Consider the following 23,220-nt stretch of genomic DNA (forward strand, 5'->3'; position numbering starts at 1 on the left):
CAGCGCGCTAGGCGCTCGGATGCTCTGTCATGGCGGACTACTTCGTGGACTACATTGGGGGATACACGCTTCGACACTTGCACACTCTGGCAGGCCGGAGACGTTGTTTTCCGAGGTTTTGCGGATCCAAAAAGTGGCGGATAGGGCGAATTTAACTGGCGGAGAGGGAGGGATTCGAACCCCCGATAGGCTTGCACCTATGCCGCATTTCGAGTGCGGTGCATTCGACCACTCTGCCACCTCTCCTGAAGGCGCCAAGTAAGGAGCAGGGCCCCTGTGGTTCGGGCGTTAATAGGCGAGGATGGCGGGCCAGACAAGGCGCGAAAGGGGAAAATCCGCTGCCCGTTTCACCGCTTCCGCTCTGTTTCTCGCCGCGCAATCAATAACCGGCACCTTTTCCTGGGCTACCCCCCTCCCTGGCCCTCCCCCACAAGGGGGGAGGGAACGCACCTTTATCGGGGCACGAGGCCCGTCTCATTCATTATGCGCTGAAAAAGGGGTGGGACCGCCAGACGCGGTAAACACTGGCGGTCCCGTGCCGCTCATTGAAATACTGGCTGGGAAGGGCGGCTTCGCCGGCCAGGTGAGGCGACGGTTCCACCGTAGCGTGTAACCCGTGCACCGCAACGCAATCCGTTTCTTAACCTAACCAGACAAGGTTACTCCTTGTCATTCTTTGTCATTCTTTGCCTTTTTTCTTCCCGTTCTCCGTAGACTCCCGGTCTTTGCCATTATCTTTGCCGTTACCTTTGCCTTGGCCGTTGTCCTTGCGGCGATTGGTGAAGCGGGCATTGCCGAGGCCGGTGCCGATGGTGAGCACGCCCCAGCGATCGACGTCCTGCATGAACGGCACCTCGGAGAGGCCCTGAACCACGCCGTCATTGTGCATCAGGATCGCGGTATCATGCTCGCCGATGGAAGGGATGCCCTCGAGCAGGCTCGCCGGCAGGTTGAACTTGCTGCTCTCCCAATTGCCCGGCAGATTCTGCGCGCCTTTCTCGATCGAGCCGTCCGCGTTGATCACGCCGGGACAGGCAATGCCGATGAACGGCGCCAGCTTGTAGCCTTCCTTCTCGGCCTCGGTGATCAGCCCCTTCAGCATCTTGGTGAGCCGCTTCACCGCGCCTTCGCGCGTCGGCTCGTCGTCGGCATGGCGCCACAGCTCGGACTTCACGACCTTGGCTTTCGACAGGTCTTTTGCCTTTTTCCAGCTGGTCTCCACCAGGCCGCAGCGGATGTTGGTGCCGCCGATATCGACGGCGAGGATGCTGTCATGGGCCTCGAAGATCCAGGACGGCGCCAGATGCAGCGCGCCGATCAGGCCGGCTTCGTCGGGGTGATGGCGGATCGGCATCATGTCGATCTTGAAGTCCTCGGATTTGAGGATGATCTCCGCGCGCGCGATCGCGAGCTCGCCCAGCCGGGAATCGCGGAAACCGCCGCCGACCACGATGCGCTCGGTCTTGGCCCAGGCCTTGGACTTGAGGAAACGGCGGGTGACATAGGCGAGCTCCTGGGCAAAGTCCTCGATCGCGCTGTGCACCAGCGCGGAGGCCTCGGTGTCGTCGCCGACCAGGATGGCGTCCAGCGTCTTCTTGCTGATCTCATCCGACGGCTCCTTGCCGAAAGGGTCCTCGCCGGTCTTGCGCAGCGGCTTGCGCCAGCGATCGAGGATCTCGCGAAACGCGCCCTTGCTGGCGCGGTCGCCGAGAAACCCGTCCTCGTCCTTCATCTCGATGTTGAAGCTGTCGATGTCCACCGACGGCAACCGCTCCGCGCCGTGGGTGGCGATGCCCGTCGTCGTCTTGACCAGCTCGTCCGTTGCCATGGTAAGCCCCTTGCCCGTCTGACTGAATTCGCGGGGACAACGGCGGGGGAACCTGTTGGTTGCCGCGCGGGCCGAAATTCGCCTGCGGGGCCGGATCGGGCCCAAATGCTTCAAATCCGGCCCGTTTTCGCCGGCTTTTCCTTGACTCCGTGCTGTCAGCGGCTATAAATCCCGCAACCGGCGCGGGGCGTTTCTCGCGCCGCTTGTTTTTGCGTGGGTTTTCAAAGGGATAACTCCCGCCCGCACAAAACTCGCATAAACCCATAACGACTGACAAAAAGCCGGCCCCGACGATATGTCGCGAGGCCGGGAATGAACACGAAGGAAAACAACGATGTTCGCAGTCATCAAAACCGGCGGCCGGCAGTACCGCGTCGTTCCGGATGATGTCCTGGAAGTAGGCAAGATCGAAGGCGAAGTCGGCTCGATCGTGCAGCTCAATGAAGTTCTCCTGGTCGGCGGCGACACGCCGATCCTGGGTCTGCCCACGGTCGCAGGCGCCTCCGTCGCGGTCGAGGTGCTCGACCACAAGCGCGGTCCCAAGGTCATCGCTTTCAAGAAGCGCCGCCGCAAGAACTCGCGCCGCAAGCGCGGCTATCGCGACGAGATCACCGTGCTGCGCATCTCGGAGATCCTGACGGACGGCGCCAAGCCCACCAAGGGGCCGCGTCCGAAGCGGGAAAAGGTCGTCAAGGAAACGACCACCGAAGAGGCCGCCGCATAATTTGATCACGCGCCATCACGAATTGATGCGTGAGAAATTGTGAAATGATTCCGTCAAGGAATTGATCTAGACATACGTAGAATTTCGGAGACGAGCCATGGCTCACAAAAAAGCAGGCGGTTCATCGCGCAACGGTCGCGATTCCAAGGGCAAGCGCCTCGGTATCAAGGCGTTCGGCGGGGAAGTTGTGATTCCCGGCAACATCATTGCGCGTCAGCGCGGCACCACCTGGCATCCCGGCCTTAATGTCGGCATGGGCACGGACCACACCTTGTTCGCCAAGGTCGAGGGTCGCGTAACGTTCCAGGCCAAAGCCAACGGCCGCACCTTCATCTCGGTGCTCCCGCTCGCAGAGGCGGCTGAATAGACGGTGGATCAAATTTGGAGTCCGCCGGGTCCCAGACCGAACCGGCGGAGTCCTTGAGATCCTAGAGATCGAAGGCTCCAGGGGAGGCGGGAAACCGGCCTCCCCTTTCGTTTGCGTGCTCATTTTTCACTGAGTGACTTCGACGGAGCCGGACATGTTGCAGGACTTTTCGAGCGTGACCTTGCGGGAGGCGAGACCCAGCGTCGTCGCCACCGAGCGGCTGACCTTGCGGCGGCCGACCCTCGCCGACGTCAGGACCATCGCCCTCCTCGCCAACGACCGCCGTGTCGCCGAAAACACCAGGCGCCTCCCGCATCCCTATTTGCAGGACGACGCCGTCGCCTTCGTCCGCGCCACCGCCGCGCCCGGCGGCGAGACGGTGTTCCTGATCGAGCATGACAGCGGCCCCATCGGCATGGTCGGCATCGACCGCTCGACACCCGACAATGCGGAGCTCGGCTATTGGCTCGGCGTCGAGCATTGGGGCCGCGGCTTTGCCACCGAGGCCGCGCGCGGCGCAATCGACTTCTTCTTCGAGGAGTTCGAGGACGATCATCTCTATGCAGGCGCGCGCGTCACCAACCCGGCCTCGCGCAACGTCCTGGAGAAGTGCGGCTTCCAGTGGAGCGGCGTCCAGCTGCATCGCTTCCTGGCGCTGGGCTCGTCCACGCCCGTCGACTGCTTCCGCCTGTCACGCAGTGTGTGGGCGTCGCTGAAGAGCTGGAGCAGTGCGCGGAGGGTGAGGTAGGCGGAGGCGCCTCAATCACAATCGTCGTCCTGGCGGAAGCCAGGACCCATTACCCCAGGGTGAAGTCGTGGCGCGAACTATCAACCACGAATCTTCATCAAACTCCTCCCTGGGGTAATGGGTCCTGGATCTGCGCTCCGCTTGTCCAGGACGACGCCGATGACTGTGATTACGCCGGCGGATTCACATCCGCGTCCCCACGCCCGAGATCGCGCTCACGCAAGTAAATATAGAATCCGGCGCCGATGATGATGGCGGCGCCGACGATGGTGGCGATTTCGGGCACGTCGCCGAACACGACGAAGCCGAAGATCACCGCCCAGACGATCATCGAATATTGATAGGGCACGACGACGCTGGCCGGCGCGAGCTTGAGCGAGCGGTTGACGCAGAACAGCGCCGTGACCGAGACGCATCCCGCCAGCGCGAAGATCACGAGGCTGCCCGGTGTCGGCGGCACCCAGTGGAACGCCGACAGCACCGCACCCAGCAAGAACGTGCCGACGAATTGCGACGACGCCATCACGATATCGGGCGTCTTGCGCAGGCTGCGCGTGATCAGCATCAGCGTTGCGAAGGAAAGACTGCCGCCAAGCGCGATCAGCGCCGGCAGGCTCACCGTCTGTGCCGACGGCCGCAGCGCGATCAGCACGCCGCAGAAGCCGATCAGGATCGCCGTCCAGCGCCGCCAGCCGACCTTCTCGCCGAGAAAGATCGCCGACATCGCCGTGACGAAAATGGGCCCGGCGAGATAATAGGTAATGACGTCGGCGAGCGGCAGGTAGACCGTCGCAAGGAAGAAGGCCGCCACTTCCAGCGTCGACAGCACGACGCGAAAGAGCTGGAGGCCCGGCCGCTCCAGCTGCAGGAACTGGTGACGCTGCCGCCAGACCAGCGGCGACAGCAGCAGCAGCGCTGCGCAGGCGCGCAGGAGCAGCAGCTGCCCCACCGAATAAGTCCCGACCAGGAACTTGCCCATGGCGTCGCCGAACGAGAACATGAAGATCGACAGCACCATGAGTGCGATCCCGGCGAGGCGCGCCGAGCGTTCGTCATAGGCCGAGAGATTCTTGAAGAGGGGCATTGCTGTCGTTCGTGGAAACTCGTCATTGCGAGGAGCTCTTGCGACGAAGCAATCCAGACTGTTGCCACGGAGACAGTCTGGATTTGCTTCGCTTCGCTCGCAATGACGAGCGGAGAGAGCGTCGGAATGGCGACCGGAGTCGCTTGCGGTCGTTTTAATGACGTGAGCGCCCGCGACAAGCCCGCGCAAGCCGAATTGAACGGATTGCCGCACTCTTCGCGTCGCGGTAGCGATAGGCGACACCGAACGAAAGAGCCAGGAAAGAGCTTAGCCATGACCGACTTCGACCCGGCCCGGCATCGCATGATCCCCGCGCAACGCTGGTTTGAGGATTTCGTGGTCGGCGAACGCTTCGTGCTGCCGAGCCGCACGCAGACGACGGCCGTGTTCGCGGCGTTCCAGACCGCAAGCGGCGATACTCATCCGGTCCATTACGACGTGGAGTATTGCCGCAGCCGCGGCATGCCGCATCTGCTCGCCCACGGTTTCCAGACGCTGATCCACACCGCACCCGGCGCAGGCCTGTTTCCGTTCATGGTCGAGGACTCCCTGGTCGGCTTCCTCGAGCAATCGAGCCGGTTCCTCAAGCCGGTGTTCGCCGACGACACAATCTATCCCGCGCTCGAGGTCACCGAGCTGGTGCCGGGACGCTCGACCGGCGCGGTGACGCTCAAAAGCACCGTGTTCAACCAGCGCAAGGAGCTGGTGCTGGAGGGCACGCAGAAATTCCTGATCCGGCGCCGGCCGCTCTGACGTCATCCTGTGGTTAAGCAAGGCCACAAATCGCCGGGTTTCGGCCGATTTGCGGGTCTATCCGGGTTGCCGCGCGGGACCGGCTGGCCTACCTATGGCCCATGAAATTCCTAGACGAAGCAAAGGTCTATATCCGCTCCGGCGACGGCGGAAACGGCTGCGTGGCGTTCCGCCGCGAAAAATTCATTGAATTCGGTGGCCCCTCCGGCGGCAATGGCGGCCGCGGCGGCAATGTCATCATCGAGGTCGCCGACGGCCTGAACACGCTGATCGACTATCGCTACCAGCAGCACTTCAAGGCCCAGAAGGGCGAGAACGGCTCGGGCTCGGACCGCCACGGCGCCAACGGCAAGTCGATCGTGCTGAAGGTCCCCTTGGGCACGCAGATCTTCGATGAAGATCGCGAGACCATGATCCACGATTTCACGACTGTGGGCGAAAAATTCGTGCTGGCCGAAGGCGGCAATGGCGGCTTCGGCAACGCGCATTTCAAGACCTCGACCAACCGTGCGCCGCGCAATGCCAATCCCGGCCAGCCCGGCGAGGAGCGCTGGATCTGGCTGCGGCTGAAGCTGATCGCGGATGCCGGCCTCGTCGGCCTGCCCAATGCCGGCAAATCGACCTTCCTCGCCAAGGTCAGCGCGGCCAAGCCGAAGATCGCCGACTATCCCTTCACCACGCTGCATCCGCAGCTTGGCGTCGTGAATGCCGACGGCCGCGAGTTCGTGCTGGCTGATATCCCCGGCCTGATCGAGGGCGCGCATGAAGGCGTCGGTCTCGGCGACCGCTTCCTCGCCCATGTCGAGCGCTGCCGCGTGCTGCTGCATCTCATCGATGCGACCTGCGAGCACGCCGGCAAGGCCTATAAGACGGTACGAACCGAGCTGGACGCCTATGCCGGGCAGCTCACCGACAAGATCGAGATCGTCGCGCTGAACAAGATCGACGCGGTCGAGCCGGACGAGTTGAAGAAGCAGAAGGACCGGCTGAAGCGCGCCGCCAAAAAGACCCCGCTGCTGCTCTCCGCCGCCACCGGCGATGGCGTGCAGGAAGCGCTGCGCGCTCTGGCGGATGTGATCGGCGAGAGCCCGGTCTCGGCGAAAGCCAAGAGCGCGGCCGAAGCGGAGCCTTGGTCGGTTTGAACAATCCGGCTTGAAGACCCTCATGGTGAGGAGCGCGGAACGCGCGTCTCGAACCATGAAGGCCCGGCTCTCGCCCGTGGCCATCCTTCGAGACGCCCGCTTGTCGCGGGCTCCTCAGGATGAGGTTCGTTGCTTGTGACGCAGCGGAATCGGACCCCCTGCTTGTCTTCGCGCCCTCGATAGCGCAGCATCGGCCAATCAAGAAACGGCAGGGATGATTCATGGCGCGCGCGAAGAACGTTCTCTGGATCATGTGCGACCAGCTTCGCTATGACTATCTCGGCTGCACCGGCCATCCCACGCTGAAGACGCCGAACATCGACGCCATGGCGAAGCGCGGCGTGCTGTTCAGCAAGGCCTATGTGCAGTCGCCGATCTGCGGCCCCTCGCGGATGTCGTTCTACACCGGGCGCTACATGCGTTCGCACGGCTCGCACTGGAACGGCTGGCCGTTGCGCGTCGGCGAGCCCACCCTCGGCGATCACCTCAACAAGCTCGGCGTGCGCAACGTGCTGGTCGGCAAGACCCACATGGCGCCCGATCTCGAAGGCATGAAGGCGCTCGGCATCCCGCCGGAATCGATGATCGGCGTGCACGTCGCCGAATGCGGGTTCGAGCCTTATGAGCGCGACGACGGCCTGCATCCCACGGGGCGGCCGCGCCCGAAATACGACGAGTATCTGCGCCAGCAGGGCTTTGATGCGCCCAATCCCTGGGAACATTGGGCCAATTCAGGCGCGGCCGAGGACGGTTCGCTCCAGAACGGCTGGCTGCTCGTGCATGCCGACAAGGCCGCGCGCGTGCCGGACGAGCATTCCGAGACGCCCTACATGACGCGGCGCGCGATGGACTTCATCAGCGAGGCCGAGACCGACGGCAGGCCGTGGTGCCTGCATCTGTCCTACATCAAGCCGCACTGGCCCTACATCGCGCCCGAACCTTACGCCAGCATGTATTCGACATCGGACATGATCCCGGTGATCCGCTCCGAGCGCGAGCGCCAGAACCCGCATCCGGTGTTCGGCGCCTATATGGACATGCGCTACTCCCGCAACATGGCGCGCGACGATGCCCGCGAGAAGGTGATCCCGACCTATATGGGCCTGATCACCCAGATCGACGACCAGATGGGCGTGCTGATGAAATTCCTGGAGGAGCGCGATCTGCTGGACACCACCATGATCGTGTTCACCTCCGATCACGGCGACTATCTCGGCGATCACTGGATGGGCGAGAAGGACCTGTTCCACGAGCAGTCGGCGAAGATCCCGCTCATCATCATAGACCCTTCGAAGGAGGCGGATGCGACGCGCGGCACGCGCAACGATGCGCTGGTCGAAGCCATCGATCTCGCGCCGACCTTCGTGGATTATTTCGGCGGCAAGGTGCCGGGCCATATCCTCGAGGGACGCTCGCTGCTGCCGCTGATGCGCGGCGAGAGCCCGCCCGATTGGCGCAAGGTGGCGTTCTCCGAATACGACTATGTCATGCAGGACGTGCGGCTGAAGCTGAACCAGCCGATCGAACGCTGCCGCCTGTTCATGGTGTTCGACGGCCGCTGGAAATACATTCACGCCTCAGGCTTCCGCCCGATGCTGTATGACCTCGAAACCGATCCGGAAGAGTTTCTGGATCGCGGCGACGATCCTGAGTGCGCCGGCATCATCGCGCGACTACAGGCGGAATTGTTCGACTGGGCGCTACATCCCAACGACCACATCACAACACCGCGCGAGAAGATCGCGGCCTATGCCGACAACCAGCTCCAGGTGAAGGGCGGGATTTTGATCGGCATCTGGGACGAAGCGGAGCTGGCGTCGATCAAGGACGGCATCGCGCAACGCGCGAAGCTCTAAGACCTCATGGTGAGGAGGCGCGAAGCGCCGTCTCGAACCATGCAGGCCCCGCTGCGGCAGTCGGGCCTTTCATCCTTCGAGACGCGCGCAAGAGCGCGCTCCTCAGGATGAGGAGAGAGTGAAGCGCTCGGGTCAATTCTCGATCTTGTACCCCGTCGCCTTCACGATCGGCTGCCAGAACGCGGTGTTGGCTGCGAGCTCCTTGGTCAGACCTTCCGCGCTGCTGCCGACCGGAATGAGCCCGATCGCGGTGAGCTTTTCCTTCACCTCGGGCTTGGCGAGCGCGGCGCTTGCGGCCGCGCCGAGCTTGCTCGCGAATTCCGGCGAGCTGCCGGCGGGAAGCCACATGCCGTACCAGGCCTCCGCGACGAGATCGATGCCGCTCTCCTTCAAGGTCGGCACCTCCGAAGCAAAGGGCGAACGTTCCGCGCTCGCGACCGCGATGATCTTCACGCCCTTGGCGCGATGCTGCGGCAGCGCATCGGCCAAAGTGACGATGCCGAAGGAGATGTGACCGCCGATGATGTCGTTGAGGATGGGCGCGCTGCCGCGATAGGGCACGCGCGTCATGGGGATGCCGAGATCCTTCTCGAGCTTGGAGCCCATGAAATGCGGGATGGTGCCGTTGCTCGGCACGCCGAACGATGCCTTGTCCGGATGCGCCTTCAGCCAGGCGACGAATCCCCTGAAATCCGCGGCATCGATCGTCGGGCTGATCACGACGGCGAACTCAAACCGCGCCAGCAGCGAGACCGGGACGAAATCTCTTGCGGTGTCGAAGCTCGGGGTCGTCTCCACCATCGGCAGCAGGTACATCGTGGGCCCGGTGGTCACCAGCACCATACTGCCGTCGGGGCTGCCCCCTTTCACCGCCTTGATGCCGATCAGGCCGTCTCCGCCGGTGCGGTTCTCGACCACGATGGTCCGCTGCAGCCCCGGCGCCATCTCCTGTGCGATCAGCCGGCACAGCGTGTCGCCACCCGCTCCCGCCGCGAACGGGAAGATCATTTTTGTCAGCCCGGTCTGTGCTTGCGAACCGCCCACCTGCGCCAACAACGGCAACCCGAGGCATCCGGCGATGAAGTTGCGGCGATCCATTGGTTTCCTCTTTGAGCCCATTATGGTTGGCGACAGTTAGAGCCAGACGGGCGCTCCGGACAAGCGCCGTTTACCGGGCCTGCCGCCTTGCGCCGGCCATCGTCCTGCTGCAAAAGCAGGCCTTACCGGCGCCGCTCTCCAGCACATACACACACCACATACATAGATGGCCAGCCCCGAACTCAGTCAATTCCGCCGCATCGTCGTCAAGGTCGGCTCCGCGCTGCTGGTCGATTCCGACAAGGGCGAGGTGCGGGCGTCCTGGCTTGCCGCGCTCGCCGACGACATGGCCAAGCTGCATCGCGAGGGACGTGACGTGCTCGTCGTGTCCTCCGGCTCGATCGCGCTCGGCCGCAGCCGCCTGAAACTGCCGCGCGGCCCGCTGAAGCTGGAGGAGAGCCAGGCGGCCGCTGCCGTCGGTCAGATCGCGCTGGCGCGGATATGGTCGGAGGTGCTTGGCGCCCACGGCATCGGCGCCGGCCAGATCCTGGTGACGCTGCAGGACACCGAGGAGCGCCGCCGCTATCTCAACGCGCGCTCCACCATCGGCAAGCTCCTGGAGTGGCGCGCGATCCCCGTGATCAACGAGAACGACACGGTCGCCACCAACGAGATCCGCTACGGCGACAACGACCGCCTCGCCGCGCGCGTCGCCACCATGGCGAGCGCGGACCTGCTGGTGCTGTTGTCCGACATCGACGGGCTCTACGACGCCCCGCCGAAGAACAACCCGAACGCCAAGCTCATTCCCGTCGTCGACAGCATCTCCTCGGAGATCGAGGCCGTTGCAGGCGACGCCGAGTCCGAGCTCTCGCGCGGCGGCATGCGCACCAAGGTCGAAGCCGCAAAAATCGCGACCACCGGCGGCACGCATATGCTGATCGCCTCGGGCAAGATCGAGCATCCCCTTCAAGCGGTCGCCGATGGCGGCCGCTGCACCTGGTTCCTGACGCCGGCCAATCCCATTACGTCGCGAAAACGCTGGATCGCGGGCTCGCTGGAGCCGAAGGGCACGCTGACCATCGACGCCGGCGCGGTCGCGGCGCTGCGCGCCGGCGCCAGCCTGCTGCCGGCCGGCGTGATCAAGGTCGAGGGCCAGTTCGCCCGCGGCGACGCCGTGATCGTGCGCGGCCCCGACACCAGCGAAGTCGGCCGCGGCCTGATCGCCTACGACGTCGACGATGCCGAGCGGATCAAGGGCCGCTCCTCCCCGGATGTGATGGCGATTCTCGGGATCAGCGGGAGGTCCGAGATGATCCACCGCGATGATCTGGTGATGGGCGGGTAGCGGCCGCAGCGGTCCTTTTCCGAGGAAGTTGGTAGGCCAAAGACCTAGCCCGGTGCGGCCGGGGAGACCTGCCATACCCGTCCCGCCCTTCGCAAAAGCGGGATTTCCGTGCTAGGACACCGCCTTAGCAGAAGGTTGAACTCCCCATGGCCGCCCCCCTCAAAGCCGTCGACGGCAATGCCGATCTTCAGGCGCTGATGACCGATCTCGGTACCCGTGCCCGCGCTGCCGCGCGCGTGCTCGCGCTGGCGCCGCCGGAGCAGAAGAACCGGGCGCTCGAGGCCATGGAGCGGGCGATCCGCAACAATGCAGCTACGATCCTTGCTGCCAATGCCGAGGACGTCACCGAGGCCCGCGCCTCCGGCAACGCCACCTCGTCCTTCATCGACCGCCTGACGCTGACGCCGGCGCGGGTCGAGGGCATGGCCGAGGGCATCGGCATCGTGCGCGGCATTGCCGATCCGGTCGGCATCGTCACCGAGAGTTGGCAACGGCCGAATGGCATGACCATCGAGCGCGTGCGCGTGCCGCTCGGCGTCGTCGGCGTGATCTTTGAGAGCCGGCCAAACGTTGCGGCGGACGCCGGCGTGCTGTGCCTGAAGTCCGGCAATGCCGTGATCCTGCGCGGCGGCTCCGACAGTTTCCGCTCCTGCCGCGCGATCCACGAATGCCTGGTGCAGGGCCTGCGCGAAGCGGGCCTCCCCGAGGCCGCGATCACGCTGGTGCCGACCCGCGACCGTGCGGCGGTCGGCCAGATGCTGTCGGGGTTGAACGGCGCCGTCGACGTGATCGTGCCGCGCGGAGGCAAGAGCCTCGTCGCGCGCGTCGAGCAGGAAGCGCGCGTGCCGGTGTTCGCGCATCTCGAAGGCGTCAATCACGTCTACGTCGACGGCAGCGCCGACCTCGCCATGGCGAAATCGATCGTGCTCAACGCCAAGATGCGGCGCACCGGCGTCTGCGGCGCCGCCGAGACGCTGCTGGTTGATCGCGCTGCTGCCGGTAAAAACCTGAAGCCGCTGATCGAGATGCTGATCGAGGCCGGCTGCGAAGTGCGCGGCGACGACGCCGTGCAAAAGACCGATGCCCGCGTCAAACCCGCGAGCGCGGACGATTGGGACACTGAATATCTCGATGCGATCATCGCAGCGAAGGTGGTGGACGGCGTCGACGGCGCGATTGCGCATATCCAGAACCACGGCTCGCACCATACCGATGCGATCGTGAGCGCCGATGAGACCGCTGCGAAGAAATTCCTGAGCGAGGTCGATTCCGCGATCGTGCTGCACAACGTCTCGACGCAGTTCGCCGACGGCGGCGAGTTCGGCTTCGGCGCCGAGATCGGCATCGCCACCGGCAGATTCCATGCCCGCGGCCCGGTTGGCGCCGAGCAGCTGACGAGCTTCAAATATCGCGTTCACGGCACCGGGCAGACGCGGCCGTAGACGACGCAGGGCGCGGGGCATTGAGCAACAATTTCGTCGCGCCACGTTTCTTCGCGCAGGCCATACCAAGCCACACTTCGGGCATGCGCATCGGCCTGCTCGGCGGCTCGTTCAATCCGCCGCACCAGGCCCATCGCGCGATCAGCCAGTTCGCGCTGAAACGTCTCCAGCTCGATCGCGTGTGGTGGCTGGTGACGCCAGGCAATCCGCTGAAGGAGAACGGCGCGTTGCACGAGCTCGGCGAGCGCATGCAGGCGGCGCGCGACGTGGCCGACGACCCCAGGATCGAGGTGAGCTGTCTCGAATCCGTCATTCGCACGCGCTATACTATCGACACGATCAACACCTTGCGCCGCCGCCTCTCGGGCTTGCGCTTTGTCTGGATCATGGGCGCCGACAACCTCGCTCAATTCCATCGTTGGCAGCACTGGCGGCGCATCGCCGGTCAGGTGCCGATCGCGGTCATCGATCGCCCGCCGCAGAGCTTTCGTGCCCTCGCCTCTCCCGCCGCCCAGGCGCTCAGGCGCTACCGCTTGCCGGAGAATGAGGCGCCATTGCTTGCCGATCGGGCCGCCCCGGCCTGGGTATTCCTGACCGGTATGAAGCTGAATCTCTCGTCGACCGGCTTACGGAACCCGGACGGAAGCTGGAAAGGTACGAAGTGAGTCGGATTTGTGCGAACGCCATGCGGCCTTCGGCTCTCTGGCATATTGAAACCCTTAACCCCACATGATGTAGTGTAACCAGTGAGCGCCGGATTCGGCGTTCGCGATACAGTGAAAGGAATGGTCCCTGACCACATCTGTATTGTCCAAGACAGCATCACCCAAGACGGCTTCACCGAAGTCTGTTTTACCCAAGGTTGCCAAGCCGACGCGTAAAACATCGACCAAAGCTGCGGCCTTGAAGGCGCAACCCGACGCCGACAAGACGCTGAGCCTGATCCTCTCCCGCCTCGACGACATGAAGGCGGAAGAGACGGTTACCATCGACCTTCGCGGCAAATCGGCCTACTCCGACTACATGATCGTCACGACCGGCCGGGTGAACCGGCACGTCGGCGCGATCGCGGAGAACGTCGCCAAAGGCCTCAAGGAAAACGGCATCAAGAACATCCACGTCGAGGGCTTGCCCAATTGCGACTGGGTGCTGATCGATTCCGGCGATGTGATCGTGCACGTGTTCAGACCCGAGGTCCGCGAGTTCTACAGTCTCGAGAGATTGTACACGCAGGGCCCAGGGGCGGCGAAGGCGATCTGAGAGGCTGCTGGCCGATTTCGAATCGGCTGACGCGCATGCTAGCGTCGTGCGCGCGCATATCGCGCGCGGTCCAGAAAACGCGACCCTGAACATATTATGCGCATAGCCGTCATTGCGGTGGGCCGGCTGAAGCAGGGCCCCGAACGGGAGCTTGCCGACCGCTATTTCGAGCGGTTCGACGAGGCCGGCCGCAAGCTCGGATTCCGCGAGCTCGCCATCCACGAATTGCCCGAAAGCCGTGCGCGCGATACCGCGACGCGGATGGCCGAAGAGGCCGCGGCGATCTCGGCGCATATTCCCGAAAAATCGGTTCTGGTGGCGCTGGACGAGCGCGGCCAGAATCTGGATTCGACCGTATTCGCACGGCATCTCGGCCGCTGGCGCGACGAGGGTGCCGGTCACACTATCTTCATGATCGGAGGGGCGGACGGACTTTCGCCCGAATTGCGCCGTAAGGCCAAGCTCGCGATCGCGTTCGGCTCTGCGACCTGGCCGCATCAAATGGTCCGCGTCATGCTTCTGGAACAGCTTTATCGGGCCGCCACCATTCTGGCCGGCCACCCCTATCACCGCGCGTGATCCGCGCCACAACGAGCACCTTTGCCTAAAGCGATGCGAGCGCCTGTCCTCAACCTGCTGCTGATCGCCGGCATGACCGGCGCAAGTATTTTGGGCGCAAGCCTTGCGCAAGCTCAGACGCCTGCACCGCAGACTGCGGCCGTCGCGCCCGATGCGATCAAGCAGCGCGAGCAGGAGCTCGAAGCCGCGCGCGCCAGCAAGAAGAGCGCGGAGGAAGCGCAGGCCAAGCTCAAGGCCGAGATCACCTCGCTCGGCCAGGACCGCACCCAGCTCAATCAACAGTTGATCGACACCGCCGCCAATGTGCGCACCGTCGAGACCAAGATCGACGAAGCCGAAGCGCGGCTGCGATCGCTGAACGGCCGCGAGCAGGCGATGCGCAGCTCGCTCGATTCGCGCCGCGCCGACATCGTCGAGGTGCTGGCGGCCTTGCAGCGCGCCGGAAGGCGGACGCCGCCGGCGCTGTTGGTAAGGCCCGAGGATGCCCTGCAATCGCTGCGCACGGCGATGCTGCTCGGTGCCGTGGTGCCGGAATTGCGCGGGCGCGCCGAGAAGATCGCAAGCGAGCTCGGCGAGCTCGTGGCCTTGCGCAAGACCATCGCGACCGAGCGCGACCAGCTTGCCTCCGACCGCGACAAGGTCCGCAACGACCAGACCCGGCTCGCAGCTCTGGTCGACGAGCGGCAGCGCCAGCAGGCGTCGCGCGAAAAGGACCTCGACGCCGAGAATGCGCGCGCCGTCGCGCTCTCACGACAGGTCGGCGATCTCCAGGGGCTGATCGCCAAGATGGAGCAGGATCTGCAAAGTGCCGCCAAGGCGGCCGAGAAGGCGGCTGAGGCCGCCAAGCAGGCCGAGGCAAAGGCCGCTGCAAACGCGGCCGCCAGCGCCAAGACCGGCCCTGGCGCTTTCAAGGATCGTTCCCGGACCACCCCTGCGATGGCCTTCGCTGCGGCCAAGGGCCTGCTGCCTCTTCCGGTTAACGGTAACAAGATCAGGGATTTCGGCGGTTCGGACGGGCTCGGCGGGGTCCAGAAGGGCATTTCGCTGGCGACCCGGCCCGGCTCCCAGGTCACGACGCCGTGTGATGGCTGGGTAGTCTATGCCGGCCCCTTCCGCAGCTATGGACAACTCTTGATCCTCAATGCCGGGGGCGGGTATCATGTGCTGATCGCCGGGATGGAGCGCATTTCGGTCAACATCGGTCAGTTTGTGCTCACGGGGGAGCCTGTCGCGACCATGGGGTCGACTTCTCAAGTCGCCTCCATTCTCGCCACGAACGCGAGTCAACCTGTGCTCTATGTCGAGTTCCGCAAAGACGGCACTCCAATCGATCCAGGCCCATGGTGGGCCGCAAATGAAGGCGAGAAGGTTCGCGGATGATGCGCAAGACTTCAGTTATCCTCCTCAGCGCGGCCACCGGTGCGGCGCTGACGCTGTTCGTGACGCAACCGCGCGCAGTCTTCATGGGCTCCAGCGCGCGAGCCGCCACCGCGGACACCTATCGCCAGCTCAATTTGTTCGGCGACGTCTTCGAGCGCGTGCGCTCGGACTATGTCGAGAAGCCCGACGACACCAAGCTGATCGAATCCGCGATCAGCGGCATGCTCACCGGTCTCGATCCGCATTCGAGCTACATGGACGCCAAGAGCTTCCGCGACATGCAGGTGCAGACCCGCGGTGAGTTCGGCGGCCTCGGCATCGAAGTCACGATGGAAGACGGCCTGATCAAGGTGGTCTCGCCGATCGACGACACCCCGGCCTCGCGCGCCGGCGTCATGGCCAACGACATCATCACCAATCTCGACGACGAAGCGGTGCAGGGGCTGACCCTGAACCAGGCAGTCGAGAAGATGCGCGGCCCCGTCAACACCAAGATCAAGCTCAAGATCATCCGCAAGGGCCAGGACAATCCGATCGACGTCACGCTGGTGCGCGACAACATCCGCGTCCGTTCGGTGCGCGCCCGCATCGAGGCCGACGACATCGCCTATATCCGCATCACCACCTTCAACGAGCAGACCACCGAAGGCCTGAAGCGCGAGGTCGCCAACCTCTCGAATCAGATCGGCGACAAGCTGAAGGGCTACGTCATCGACCTCCGCAACAACCCGGGCGGGCTGCTCGAGGAAGCGGTCACCGTCTCCGACTCCTTCCTGGAGAAGGGCGAGATCGTCTCGACCCGCGGCCGTAATGCCGAGGAGACCCAGCGCCGTACCGCGCATACGGGCGACCTCACCAAGGGCAAGCCGGTCATTGTGCTGGTCAACGGCGGCTCGGCTTCGGCGTCGGAGATCGTCGCCGGCGCGCTGCAGGACCACAAGCGCGCGACCATCGTCGGCACGCGTTCGTTCGGCAAGGGCTCGGTGCAGACCATCATTCCGCTCGGCTCCGGCAACGGCGCGCTGCGTCTGACCACGGCGCGCTACTACACGCCGTCGGGCAAGTCGATCCAGGCCAAGGGCATCGTGCCCGACATCGAAGTGCTGCAGGACGTGCCGGACGAGCTGAAGTCGCGCACCGACACCAAGGGCGAAGCTTCGCTGCGCGGCCATCTCAAGAACGACGGCGACGAGAAGACCGGCTCGCAGTCCTACGTTCCGCCGGACGCCAAGGACGACAAGGCGCTCAAGCTCGCCGACGATTTGCTCCACGGCATCAAGAACAGCGCCTCCGCGGCGCCCACCCCGGGCGGCGACAAGGCCACGACCGACAAGCCCAAAGCGGCGAACTAAGTCGGCGCATCGCGATCTGACGAAAAGGGCGGCTCCCGGAGCCGCCCTTTTTGCTTGGAACTCCTGATATCCCCGGCCTATCCCGGCCTGCCGCCGCTTGACCTCGGCGTGGTATCGTCGTCTCGAGTGATTCGGGATCGCGCATGACTGAAACGGCCGATGATCTGAGCGCCCCGCTCGGACGGGACAAGCCGCGCCGGAAACGCCGGCTGCGGCTGCCGTTCACCGCCATGCAGCTGCTCGCAGTCCTGCTCGGCCTGTTCCTGGTCACCTTTGCCGGCTTCGCCATCTTCAACAAGGATCCGCTCGGCGGCGAGCCGATGACGCGGCTCGCGATCCGCGAGCCCAGTGCCGCAGACAAGACCGGCGACGACAAGCCGGCCGCCGCCAGCCACGGCCAGGACAGCAAGCAGGAAAGCAAGCAAGAGACCAGGGACGCACCGAAGCAGGCGGGCGAGCAGAAGACCGTCACCATGATCGACGGTTCCACCGGCACCCGCCACGACGTGGTGATCGGCGGCGATGCCGCCGGCAAAAGCGAGGCGGCCTCGGCCTCCGCACCGCCGCCCGTCATGGCCGGGATCGACCCAAAACTCCTTGAGAAATCGCGCTACGGCATGATCCCGGCGATGTCCGGGGATCTGAAGCCGTTCAACGTCTATGCGGCGGATGCCGATCGCTCCAAGGCCGCCAAGATGCCGGTGGTCGCGATCCTGATCGGCGGCCTCGGCGTCGGCGCCGCCAAGACCACCGATGCCATCATGCGGCTGCCACCGGCGGTGACGCTGGCCTTCACGCCTTATGGGTCCGATCCAGGAAAACTCGCCGAGCGCGCCCGCGCCCAGCGCCACGAGATCTTCCTCCAGATTCCGATGGAGCCCTACGACTTCCCAGACAACGATCCGGGACCGCAGACGCTGCTGACTTCGCTGAGCGCCGACCAGAACATGGACCGCCTGTACTGGCATCTGAGCCGGATGCAGGGCTATGCCGGCCTCACCAATTTCATGGGCGCCCGCTTCATCGCAACGGAGCCGGCGATGCAGCCGATCATTCGCGAGGCGGCCAGGCGCGGCCTCGGCTTCTTCGACGACGGCTCATCGCCCCGCAGCATCGCACCGCAGGCCGCCGGCAGCCTGGCGATGCCGTTCGGCAAGGGCGATATCGCGATCGACGCAGTGCCGACCCCGGCCGAGATCGACCGCGCCCTGACCAAGCTCGAAGCGGCGGCGCGCGAGCGCGGCGTGGCCGTAGGCACCGCCTCCGCCCTCCCGGTCTCGATCGAGCGCATTGGCGTCTGGACCAAGACATTGGGCGACCGAGGTATCCTTTTGGTGCCATTGACAACCGCGATGCTGAAATCAAAATCCAGCTAAATCAACGGATTGGTACGGCACAGGCCCGCGGGGCCTGCTTCAGCCTTACCGACGGCATGCGAGAGGTCTGGCGGAATGGCGCGTTACGAGGATCTGCCCTACCGGACCTGCGTCGGCGTGATGTTGCTCAACAAGGACGGACTGGTGTTCATCGGCCGCCGCGCCGGTGGCATCGAGCATGTCGACGACACCCATGTCTGGCAGATGCCGCAGGGCGGCGTCGATCCCGGCGAGGATAATTGGGAGGCCGCCAAGCGCGAGCTCTATGAGGAGACCAGCGTGCGCTCGGTCGAGCGGCTCGGCGAGGTTCCGGACTGGCTCACTTACGACATTCCGCGCACGGTTGCCGGGCGCGCCTGGAAGGGCCGCTACCGCGGCCAGCGCCAGAAATGGTTCGCGGTCCGCTTCACCGGCAAGGACAGCGAGATCAACGTCGAAAAGCCCGGCGGCGGCCACAAGGCCGAGTTCGTGAGCTGGCGCTGGGAACCGATGAAGAACCTGACCGGGCTGATCATCCCGTTCAAGCGTCCAGTCTACGAGCGGGTGGTGAAGGAATTTTCCGCGCTGGCGCGGGATTAGTTCAAGTCGCCATTCCAGCTTGATGCTAATGCATCGCCTGGAATGACGACGAGAGATCCACGCGTGACCCATGAAAAGCCTTACCGTCCCAATGTCGGAATCGCGCTGTTCAACGCCGATGGCCGCGTGCTGATCGGGCACCGCTTCAAGGGCGACGGACCCGAGATCATCCTGCCGGGCCTCGACTGGCAGATGCCGCAGGGCGGCGTCGACGAGGGCGAGGATTTGCGCGATGCCGCGCTGCGCGAGCTCTGGGAAGAGACCAGCGTCAAGAGCGCAACCTATCTCGGCGAGACCGACTGGCTGACTTACGAATTTCCGCCCTATGACGGGCCGCAGACGCATCGGCTGGCGAAATTCCGCGGTCAGCGCCAGAAATGGTTCGCGCTGCGCTTCACCGGCAAGGATGACGAGATCGATCCGCTGACGCCGCGCAACGGGCAGCCCGCCGAGTTCGACGCCTGGCGCTGGGAGCGGCTCGACCGCGTCCCCGATGTCGTGGTGCCGTTCCGCCGCCACGTCTACAGCGCAGTGGCGCAGCAGTTTGCGCCCTTCGCCAACTAAAAACGCGAAAACAACCCCATGCACAGTAGAACGGGGTTGAAATCATTAGAGAACTTTCGCCGGAAATTTGCGCGAGCCTAATTGATCGGTCCCACCGTGAACGGGCCGATCGCGATGACGTGGCAGTCGCTGTCGCGCTTGGCGCAGTCGGCGAGCGCGGAATTGACGGCGGTCTGCTCGTCCGCGGCCTTGAGGCCGAGGCCCGGCCGGCCCGCGGTGCCGACCGCGACGGCGTTCCAGCCCATGCCGTCGGCGAGCTTGCGCACGACCTCGTCGCGCGCATCTGCGACGATCGAGGCGTTGGACGCCGCGTGGAAGAAGCCGGTGATCCTCAGCAGGGTCGGGATCGGCACGACGAAATTCTCGTCGACCGCAACGACCAGGCAAGCGACGCCGGCGATCGCGCCGCACGATTCCAGCGAACGCCGCGCGGCATCGTCGGCGGATGATGCGCCCATCACCATGAAATATTGACCGCCCGGGCCGAGCGCGACCGCGCGGGATTTTGCAGCGGGCACGAACATGTTCTCGAGGCGGACTTTCGCGGGATCGCGCACCATCGGAAAGTCTTTGGAGGCAAAGGCACGCTCGGTCATGGCATCATGCCGGACGAATGGCTGCGGCGGCATCGGCGGCTTGCCGTGCGTGTAGACAATGTTGTTGCCAACCGCATAGAGCTCGCAGCGCCGCGGCGACTGCGCGGCATCGGCGCGCTTCTGACACTGATCGAGTGCGGCGTTGCGCGCGGCTTCCTCGTTCGGCTGATTCAACGACGCGCCGGTGAACCCGCCGACATTGAGCGCGAACGCCTTGTAGTTGCCGGCAGCGGAATAGTCGCCAGCCAGGTAGTTGCGGATGCGCTCGTTGATGAAGGGGACGCTGTCGGCGGGAAACTTGCCGGCCATCGGTGAAGCCGATGGTGCCGGCATGGGCATCGGCGCTTTCGCTGCCATGGTGGCTGACGGGCTTGGCGCTGCTGCCGCAGCCGCGCTGGGCATCGGACTTGATGCAGAGCTTGGCGCAATCGCTGCAACCGCCGGCGCCCTGGTGGTCTCGAGCTTGGTGAAATAGAGGAAGCCACCGACGCCGATGGCGACGACGGAGACGACACCGACCACCAGCGGCCACATCCAGTTCGGCGCGGCCGCAGCCTTCGCCACCTTCTTGATCTGCGGCGTCGCGTAGCTGCCGTCCCCGCGCCGCATCGCCACCATGTAGGCGTGCACTGGCGTCGGGATGTTCTTGACCTCCTGCGCGCCGATATCGGCGAACTGCACCGACAGCTTGTTGGCGACCTGCTCGTGCACGGCGCGGGAGACGCAGATGCCGCCGACCTCGGCGAGGCCCTCGAGCCGGGCGGCGATATTGACGCCGTCACCGAGCAGATCGCCATCGCGCTCGACCACGTCGCCGATGGTGATGCCGATGCGGAACGACATCTGCCGGCTTGGCGGATAGGCCATGTTGCGGGTTCGCAGGGATTCCTGAATGTCGATCGCGCAGCGCACCGCATCGACTGCGCTTGGAAATTCCGCGAGCACGGCGTCACCCGCAGTGTTGAAGATGCGTCCGCCCGCCTTGGCAATGAAATCGTCGACAACCTCGCGATAGGAGGCGAGACGCCGCAGCGTCTCCTCTTCGTCTTCCGCGACCAGTCGTGAATAGCCGGCAATATCGGCTGCGAAAATCGCTGCGATCTTGCGTTTCATTTTGCGGCCGGCCCCCGGAACAAAGTTCGCGAGTGCAGAATGGCGCGATCGGCGGCGCGGTGCAACAAAGTTTCAGCGCCCGCCACTTCCGTGACGAGCGCTGAACTTATTCAGGAATTTTCAGTTCGGGCCCCGGCGCGATGCACCGGGGCTTAGTGCATAGCCGTGCTGCTGAGCTGCTGCTGGATGCTCTTGAAGTGGTCGAGCCGCGCGATGGCTTGATCGAGCTCGTTGCCTTCGTGCTCCTTCAATCCCTCTTCCATCTCCGAGATAGTCGCGGCGAACTGGGCGCGATCGAGCTCGGCCAGCGAGGTCGCGACGTCGGCGAGTACCGTCAGGCCCTTGTCGGAAACTTCGGCGATACCGCCGAGCACGATGATCTTCTCGTGCTTGCCGCCGGTGGTCACGGTGAGAATGCCGGGCCGGATCGCGGCCACGACCGGAGCGTGTCCCGCCAGCACGCCGAAATCACCTTCGACGCCGGGGATATCGACCTGGTCGACCTCGCCCGAGAAGGCGAGCTTTTCCGGCGAGACGAGATCGAAGTGGAAGGTGGCCATTGGAAACCTGCGAATGGTGAGTAGCGAATTGCGAATGGAGCGGGAGCAGCGCGACTATTCGCTACTCCCTGCTCGCCCTTCGCAGCTTAGGCCGCCTCGGCCGCCAGCTTCTTGCCCTTCTCGATCGCCTCTTCGATGGTGCCGACCATGTAGAAGGCGGCTTCCGGCAGGTGATCGTACTTGCCTTCGCAGAGGCCGCGGAAGCCCTTGATGGTGTCCGCGAGGTCGACGAACTTGCCGGGCGAGCCGGTGAAGATTTCGGCGACGTGGAACGGCTGCGACAGGAAGCGCTCGATCTTGCGGGCGCGGGCCACCGTCAGCTTGTCCTCTTCCGAAAGCTCGTCCATGCCGAGAATGGCGATGATGTCCTGCAGCGACTTGTAGCGCTGCAGCACCTGCTGGACCTGACGCGCGGTGTCGTAATGCTCCTGGCCGACGACGAGCGGCGAGAGCATGCGCGAGGTCGAGTCGAGCGGATCCACCGCCGGATAGATGCCCTTTTCCGAGATCGCGCGGTTCAACACCGTGGTGGCGTCCAAATGCGCGAACGAGGTCGCGGGCGCCGGGTCGGTCAAATCGTCGGCCGGAACGTAAATGGCCTGCACCGAAGTGATCGAACCCTTCTGCGTGGTGGTGATGCGCTCCTGCAGCGCGCCCATGTCGGTGGCGAGCGTCGGCTGGTAACCCACGGCGCTCGGGATACGACCGAGCAGCGCCGACACTTCAGAACCGGCCTGGGTGAAGCGGAAGATGTTGTCGACGAAGAACAGCACGTCCTGACCCTGGTCGCGGAAGTGCTCGGCGACGGTCAGACCGGTGAGGCCGACGCGGGCGCGGGCGCCGGGCGGCTCGTTCATCTGGCCGAACACCAGCGCGCACTTCGACTTGACGCTCGGATCCGGATTGTGCGGATCGGCGTTGACCTTGGACTCGATGAACTCGTGATAGAGGTCGTTGCCCTCGCGGGTACGCTCACCGACGCCGGCGAACACGGAGTAACCACCGTGGGCCTTCGCGACGTTGTTGATCAGCTCCTGAATCAGCACGGTCTTGCCGACGCCGGCGCCGCCGAACAGGCCGATCTTGCCGCCCTTGGCGTAGGGCGCGAGCAAGTCGACGACCTTGATGCCTGTGACGAGAATTTCAGCTTCGGTCGACTGGTCGGTGTAGCTCGGCGCTTCCTGGTGGATGGCGCGCATGCCTTCGGACTGGATCGGGCCGGCTTCGTCGATCGGCTCGCCGATCACGTTCATGATGCGGCCGAGCGTGCCCGCGCCGACGGGAACCGAGATCGGCTGACCGGTGTCGGTCACTTCCTGGCCGCGGACCAGACCTTCGGTCACGTCCATCGCGATCGTGCGCACGGTGGACTCACCGAGATGCTGCGCAACTTCCAGCACGAGGCGGATGTTGCCGTTCCTGGTTTCCAACGAATTCAGAATGGCCGGCAGATGGCCTTCGAACTGAACGTCGACGACGGCGCCCATGACCTGGGTGACACGACCGACCTGGGTAGCTGCTGTAGCCATGA

The 23,220-nt window shown here is 64.6% G+C and carries 22 protein-coding genes and 1 tRNA gene; 16 read left to right on the top strand and 7 right to left on the bottom strand.

Annotated elements, in window-relative coordinates; genetic code table 11:
• Positions 1-156: 156 nt before the first annotated feature.
• Positions 157-246: transfer RNA gene (locus FXB41_RS11135), tRNA-Ser, on the bottom strand.
• A 433-nt stretch (positions 247-679) separates the two neighbouring features.
• Positions 680-1,828 carry an ROK family protein gene (locus FXB41_RS11140; RefSeq protein WP_219681798.1) on the bottom strand — a complete coding sequence of 383 codons (1,149 nt, stop codon included), beginning with the start codon at positions 1,826-1,828 and terminating at the stop codon, positions 680-682.
• Between the two features lie 334 nt (positions 1,829-2,162).
• Between FXB41_RS11140 and rplU the strand changes: the two genes are divergently transcribed.
• From rplU to FXB41_RS11155, 3 genes are all read left to right on the top strand, one after another.
• Positions 2,163-2,552, top strand: a complete 390-nt coding sequence (gene rplU, locus FXB41_RS11145) for a 50S ribosomal protein L21 (RefSeq protein ID WP_007598925.1) — start codon at positions 2,163-2,165, stop codon at positions 2,550-2,552.
• Between the two features lie 97 nt (positions 2,553-2,649).
• Positions 2,650-2,919: a 50S ribosomal protein L27 gene (gene rpmA / locus FXB41_RS11150; RefSeq protein WP_007598923.1), complete on the top strand. Its 270-nt coding sequence runs from the start codon at positions 2,650-2,652 to the stop codon at positions 2,917-2,919.
• A 154-nt stretch (positions 2,920-3,073) separates the two neighbouring features.
• Positions 3,074-3,667 carry a GNAT family N-acetyltransferase gene (locus FXB41_RS11155; protein ID WP_219681799.1) on the top strand — a complete coding sequence of 198 codons (594 nt, stop codon included), beginning with the start codon at positions 3,074-3,076 and terminating at the stop codon, positions 3,665-3,667.
• A gap of 169 nt (positions 3,668-3,836) precedes the next feature.
• Here FXB41_RS11155 and FXB41_RS11160 read toward each other — a convergent pair whose 3' ends face one another.
• Entirely contained in the window at positions 3,837-4,751 is a 915-nt protein-coding gene (locus tag FXB41_RS11160) for a DMT family transporter (RefSeq protein WP_219681800.1), read from the bottom strand.
• Between the two features lie 273 nt (positions 4,752-5,024).
• Between FXB41_RS11160 and FXB41_RS11165 the strand changes: the two genes are divergently transcribed.
• From FXB41_RS11165 to FXB41_RS11175, 3 genes are all read left to right on the top strand, one after another.
• Positions 5,025-5,504 (top strand): MaoC family dehydratase, encoded by a 480-nt coding sequence (locus FXB41_RS11165; protein ID WP_219681801.1) that lies wholly within the window; start codon positions 5,025-5,027, stop codon positions 5,502-5,504.
• A 101-nt stretch (positions 5,505-5,605) separates the two neighbouring features.
• Positions 5,606-6,646 carry a GTPase ObgE gene (gene obgE / locus FXB41_RS11170; RefSeq protein ID WP_219681802.1) on the top strand — a complete coding sequence of 347 codons (1,041 nt, stop codon included), beginning with the start codon at positions 5,606-5,608 and terminating at the stop codon, positions 6,644-6,646.
• A 221-nt stretch (positions 6,647-6,867) separates the two neighbouring features.
• Positions 6,868-8,502, top strand: coding sequence for an alkaline phosphatase family protein (locus FXB41_RS11175; protein ID WP_007598913.1), 1,635 nt, complete (start codon positions 6,868-6,870; stop codon positions 8,500-8,502).
• A gap of 132 nt (positions 8,503-8,634) precedes the next feature.
• Here the strand turns inward: FXB41_RS11175 and FXB41_RS11180 are convergent, their stop codons facing one another.
• Positions 8,635-9,600 carry a Bug family tripartite tricarboxylate transporter substrate binding protein gene (locus FXB41_RS11180; RefSeq protein WP_219681803.1) on the bottom strand — a complete coding sequence of 322 codons (966 nt, stop codon included), beginning with the start codon at positions 9,598-9,600 and terminating at the stop codon, positions 8,635-8,637.
• 166 nt (positions 9,601-9,766) lie between these two features.
• Here FXB41_RS11180 and proB point away from each other — a divergent pair, with 166 nt between their 5' ends.
• The 10 genes from proB to FXB41_RS11230 all read left to right on the top strand — a co-directional run bounded on the left by proB (position 9,767) and on the right by FXB41_RS11230 (position 19,420).
• Positions 9,767-10,888, top strand: a complete 1,122-nt coding sequence (proB, locus tag FXB41_RS11185; protein WP_007598911.1) for a glutamate 5-kinase — start codon at positions 9,767-9,769, stop codon at positions 10,886-10,888.
• A 146-nt stretch (positions 10,889-11,034) separates the two neighbouring features.
• Positions 11,035-12,330 carry a glutamate-5-semialdehyde dehydrogenase gene (locus FXB41_RS11190; RefSeq protein WP_007598910.1) on the top strand — a complete coding sequence of 432 codons (1,296 nt, stop codon included), beginning with the start codon at positions 11,035-11,037 and terminating at the stop codon, positions 12,328-12,330.
• A 20-nt stretch (positions 12,331-12,350) separates the two neighbouring features.
• Complete coding sequence (locus FXB41_RS11195) at positions 12,351-12,995, top strand: nicotinate-nucleotide adenylyltransferase (protein ID WP_007598907.1); 645 nt, start codon at positions 12,351-12,353, stop codon at positions 12,993-12,995.
• Positions 12,996-13,233: 238 nt separating this feature from the next.
• On the top strand, positions 13,234-13,590 hold the full coding sequence (gene rsfS / locus FXB41_RS11200; RefSeq protein WP_007598906.1) for a ribosome silencing factor: 357 nt from the start codon (positions 13,234-13,236) through the stop codon (positions 13,588-13,590).
• A 96-nt stretch (positions 13,591-13,686) separates the two neighbouring features.
• Entirely contained in the window at positions 13,687-14,169 is a 483-nt protein-coding gene (rlmH, locus tag FXB41_RS11205) for a 23S rRNA (pseudouridine(1915)-N(3))-methyltransferase RlmH (protein ID WP_007598905.1), read from the top strand.
• Between the two features lie 33 nt (positions 14,170-14,202).
• Positions 14,203-15,549 carry a murein hydrolase activator EnvC family protein gene (locus FXB41_RS11210; protein WP_219681804.1) on the top strand — a complete coding sequence of 449 codons (1,347 nt, stop codon included), beginning with the start codon at positions 14,203-14,205 and terminating at the stop codon, positions 15,547-15,549.
• Positions 15,546-16,901: a S41 family peptidase gene (locus FXB41_RS11215; protein WP_007598902.1), complete on the top strand. Its 1,356-nt coding sequence runs from the start codon at positions 15,546-15,548 to the stop codon at positions 16,899-16,901. The genes FXB41_RS11210 and FXB41_RS11215 overlap by 4 nt, the downstream gene beginning before the upstream one ends.
• Positions 16,902-17,044: 143 nt before the next feature.
• A complete protein-coding gene (locus FXB41_RS11220) occupies positions 17,045-18,277 on the top strand; it encodes a divergent polysaccharide deacetylase family protein (RefSeq protein WP_007598901.1) in 1,233 nt (410 codons plus the stop codon).
• 75 nt (positions 18,278-18,352) lie between these two features.
• Positions 18,353-18,856, top strand: coding sequence for an RNA pyrophosphohydrolase (locus tag FXB41_RS11225; RefSeq protein ID WP_007598900.1), 504 nt, complete (start codon positions 18,353-18,355; stop codon positions 18,854-18,856).
• A gap of 63 nt (positions 18,857-18,919) precedes the next feature.
• Positions 18,920-19,420, top strand: a complete 501-nt coding sequence (locus tag FXB41_RS11230) for an RNA pyrophosphohydrolase (RefSeq protein WP_007598899.1) — start codon at positions 18,920-18,922, stop codon at positions 19,418-19,420.
• Positions 19,421-19,497: 77 nt separating this feature from the next.
• On the opposite strand, the gene FXB41_RS11235 is transcribed toward FXB41_RS11230, so the two are convergent.
• From FXB41_RS11235 to atpD, 3 genes are all read right to left on the bottom strand, one after another.
• Complete coding sequence (locus FXB41_RS11235) at positions 19,498-21,129, bottom strand: adenylate/guanylate cyclase domain-containing protein (RefSeq protein WP_219681805.1); 1,632 nt, start codon at positions 21,127-21,129, stop codon at positions 19,498-19,500.
• A 152-nt stretch (positions 21,130-21,281) separates the two neighbouring features.
• On the bottom strand, positions 21,282-21,689 hold the full coding sequence (locus FXB41_RS11240; RefSeq protein ID WP_007598897.1) for a F0F1 ATP synthase subunit epsilon: 408 nt from the start codon (positions 21,687-21,689) through the stop codon (positions 21,282-21,284).
• An 86-nt stretch (positions 21,690-21,775) separates the two neighbouring features.
• Positions 21,776-23,218 (bottom strand): F0F1 ATP synthase subunit beta, encoded by a 1,443-nt coding sequence (gene atpD / locus FXB41_RS11245; protein WP_007598896.1) that lies wholly within the window; start codon positions 23,216-23,218, stop codon positions 21,776-21,778.
• Positions 23,219-23,220: the final 2 nt, after the last annotated feature.

This window comes from Bradyrhizobium canariense, from assembly GCF_019402665.1.
Taxonomy (GTDB): domain Bacteria; phylum Pseudomonadota; class Alphaproteobacteria; order Rhizobiales; family Xanthobacteraceae; genus Bradyrhizobium; species Bradyrhizobium canariense.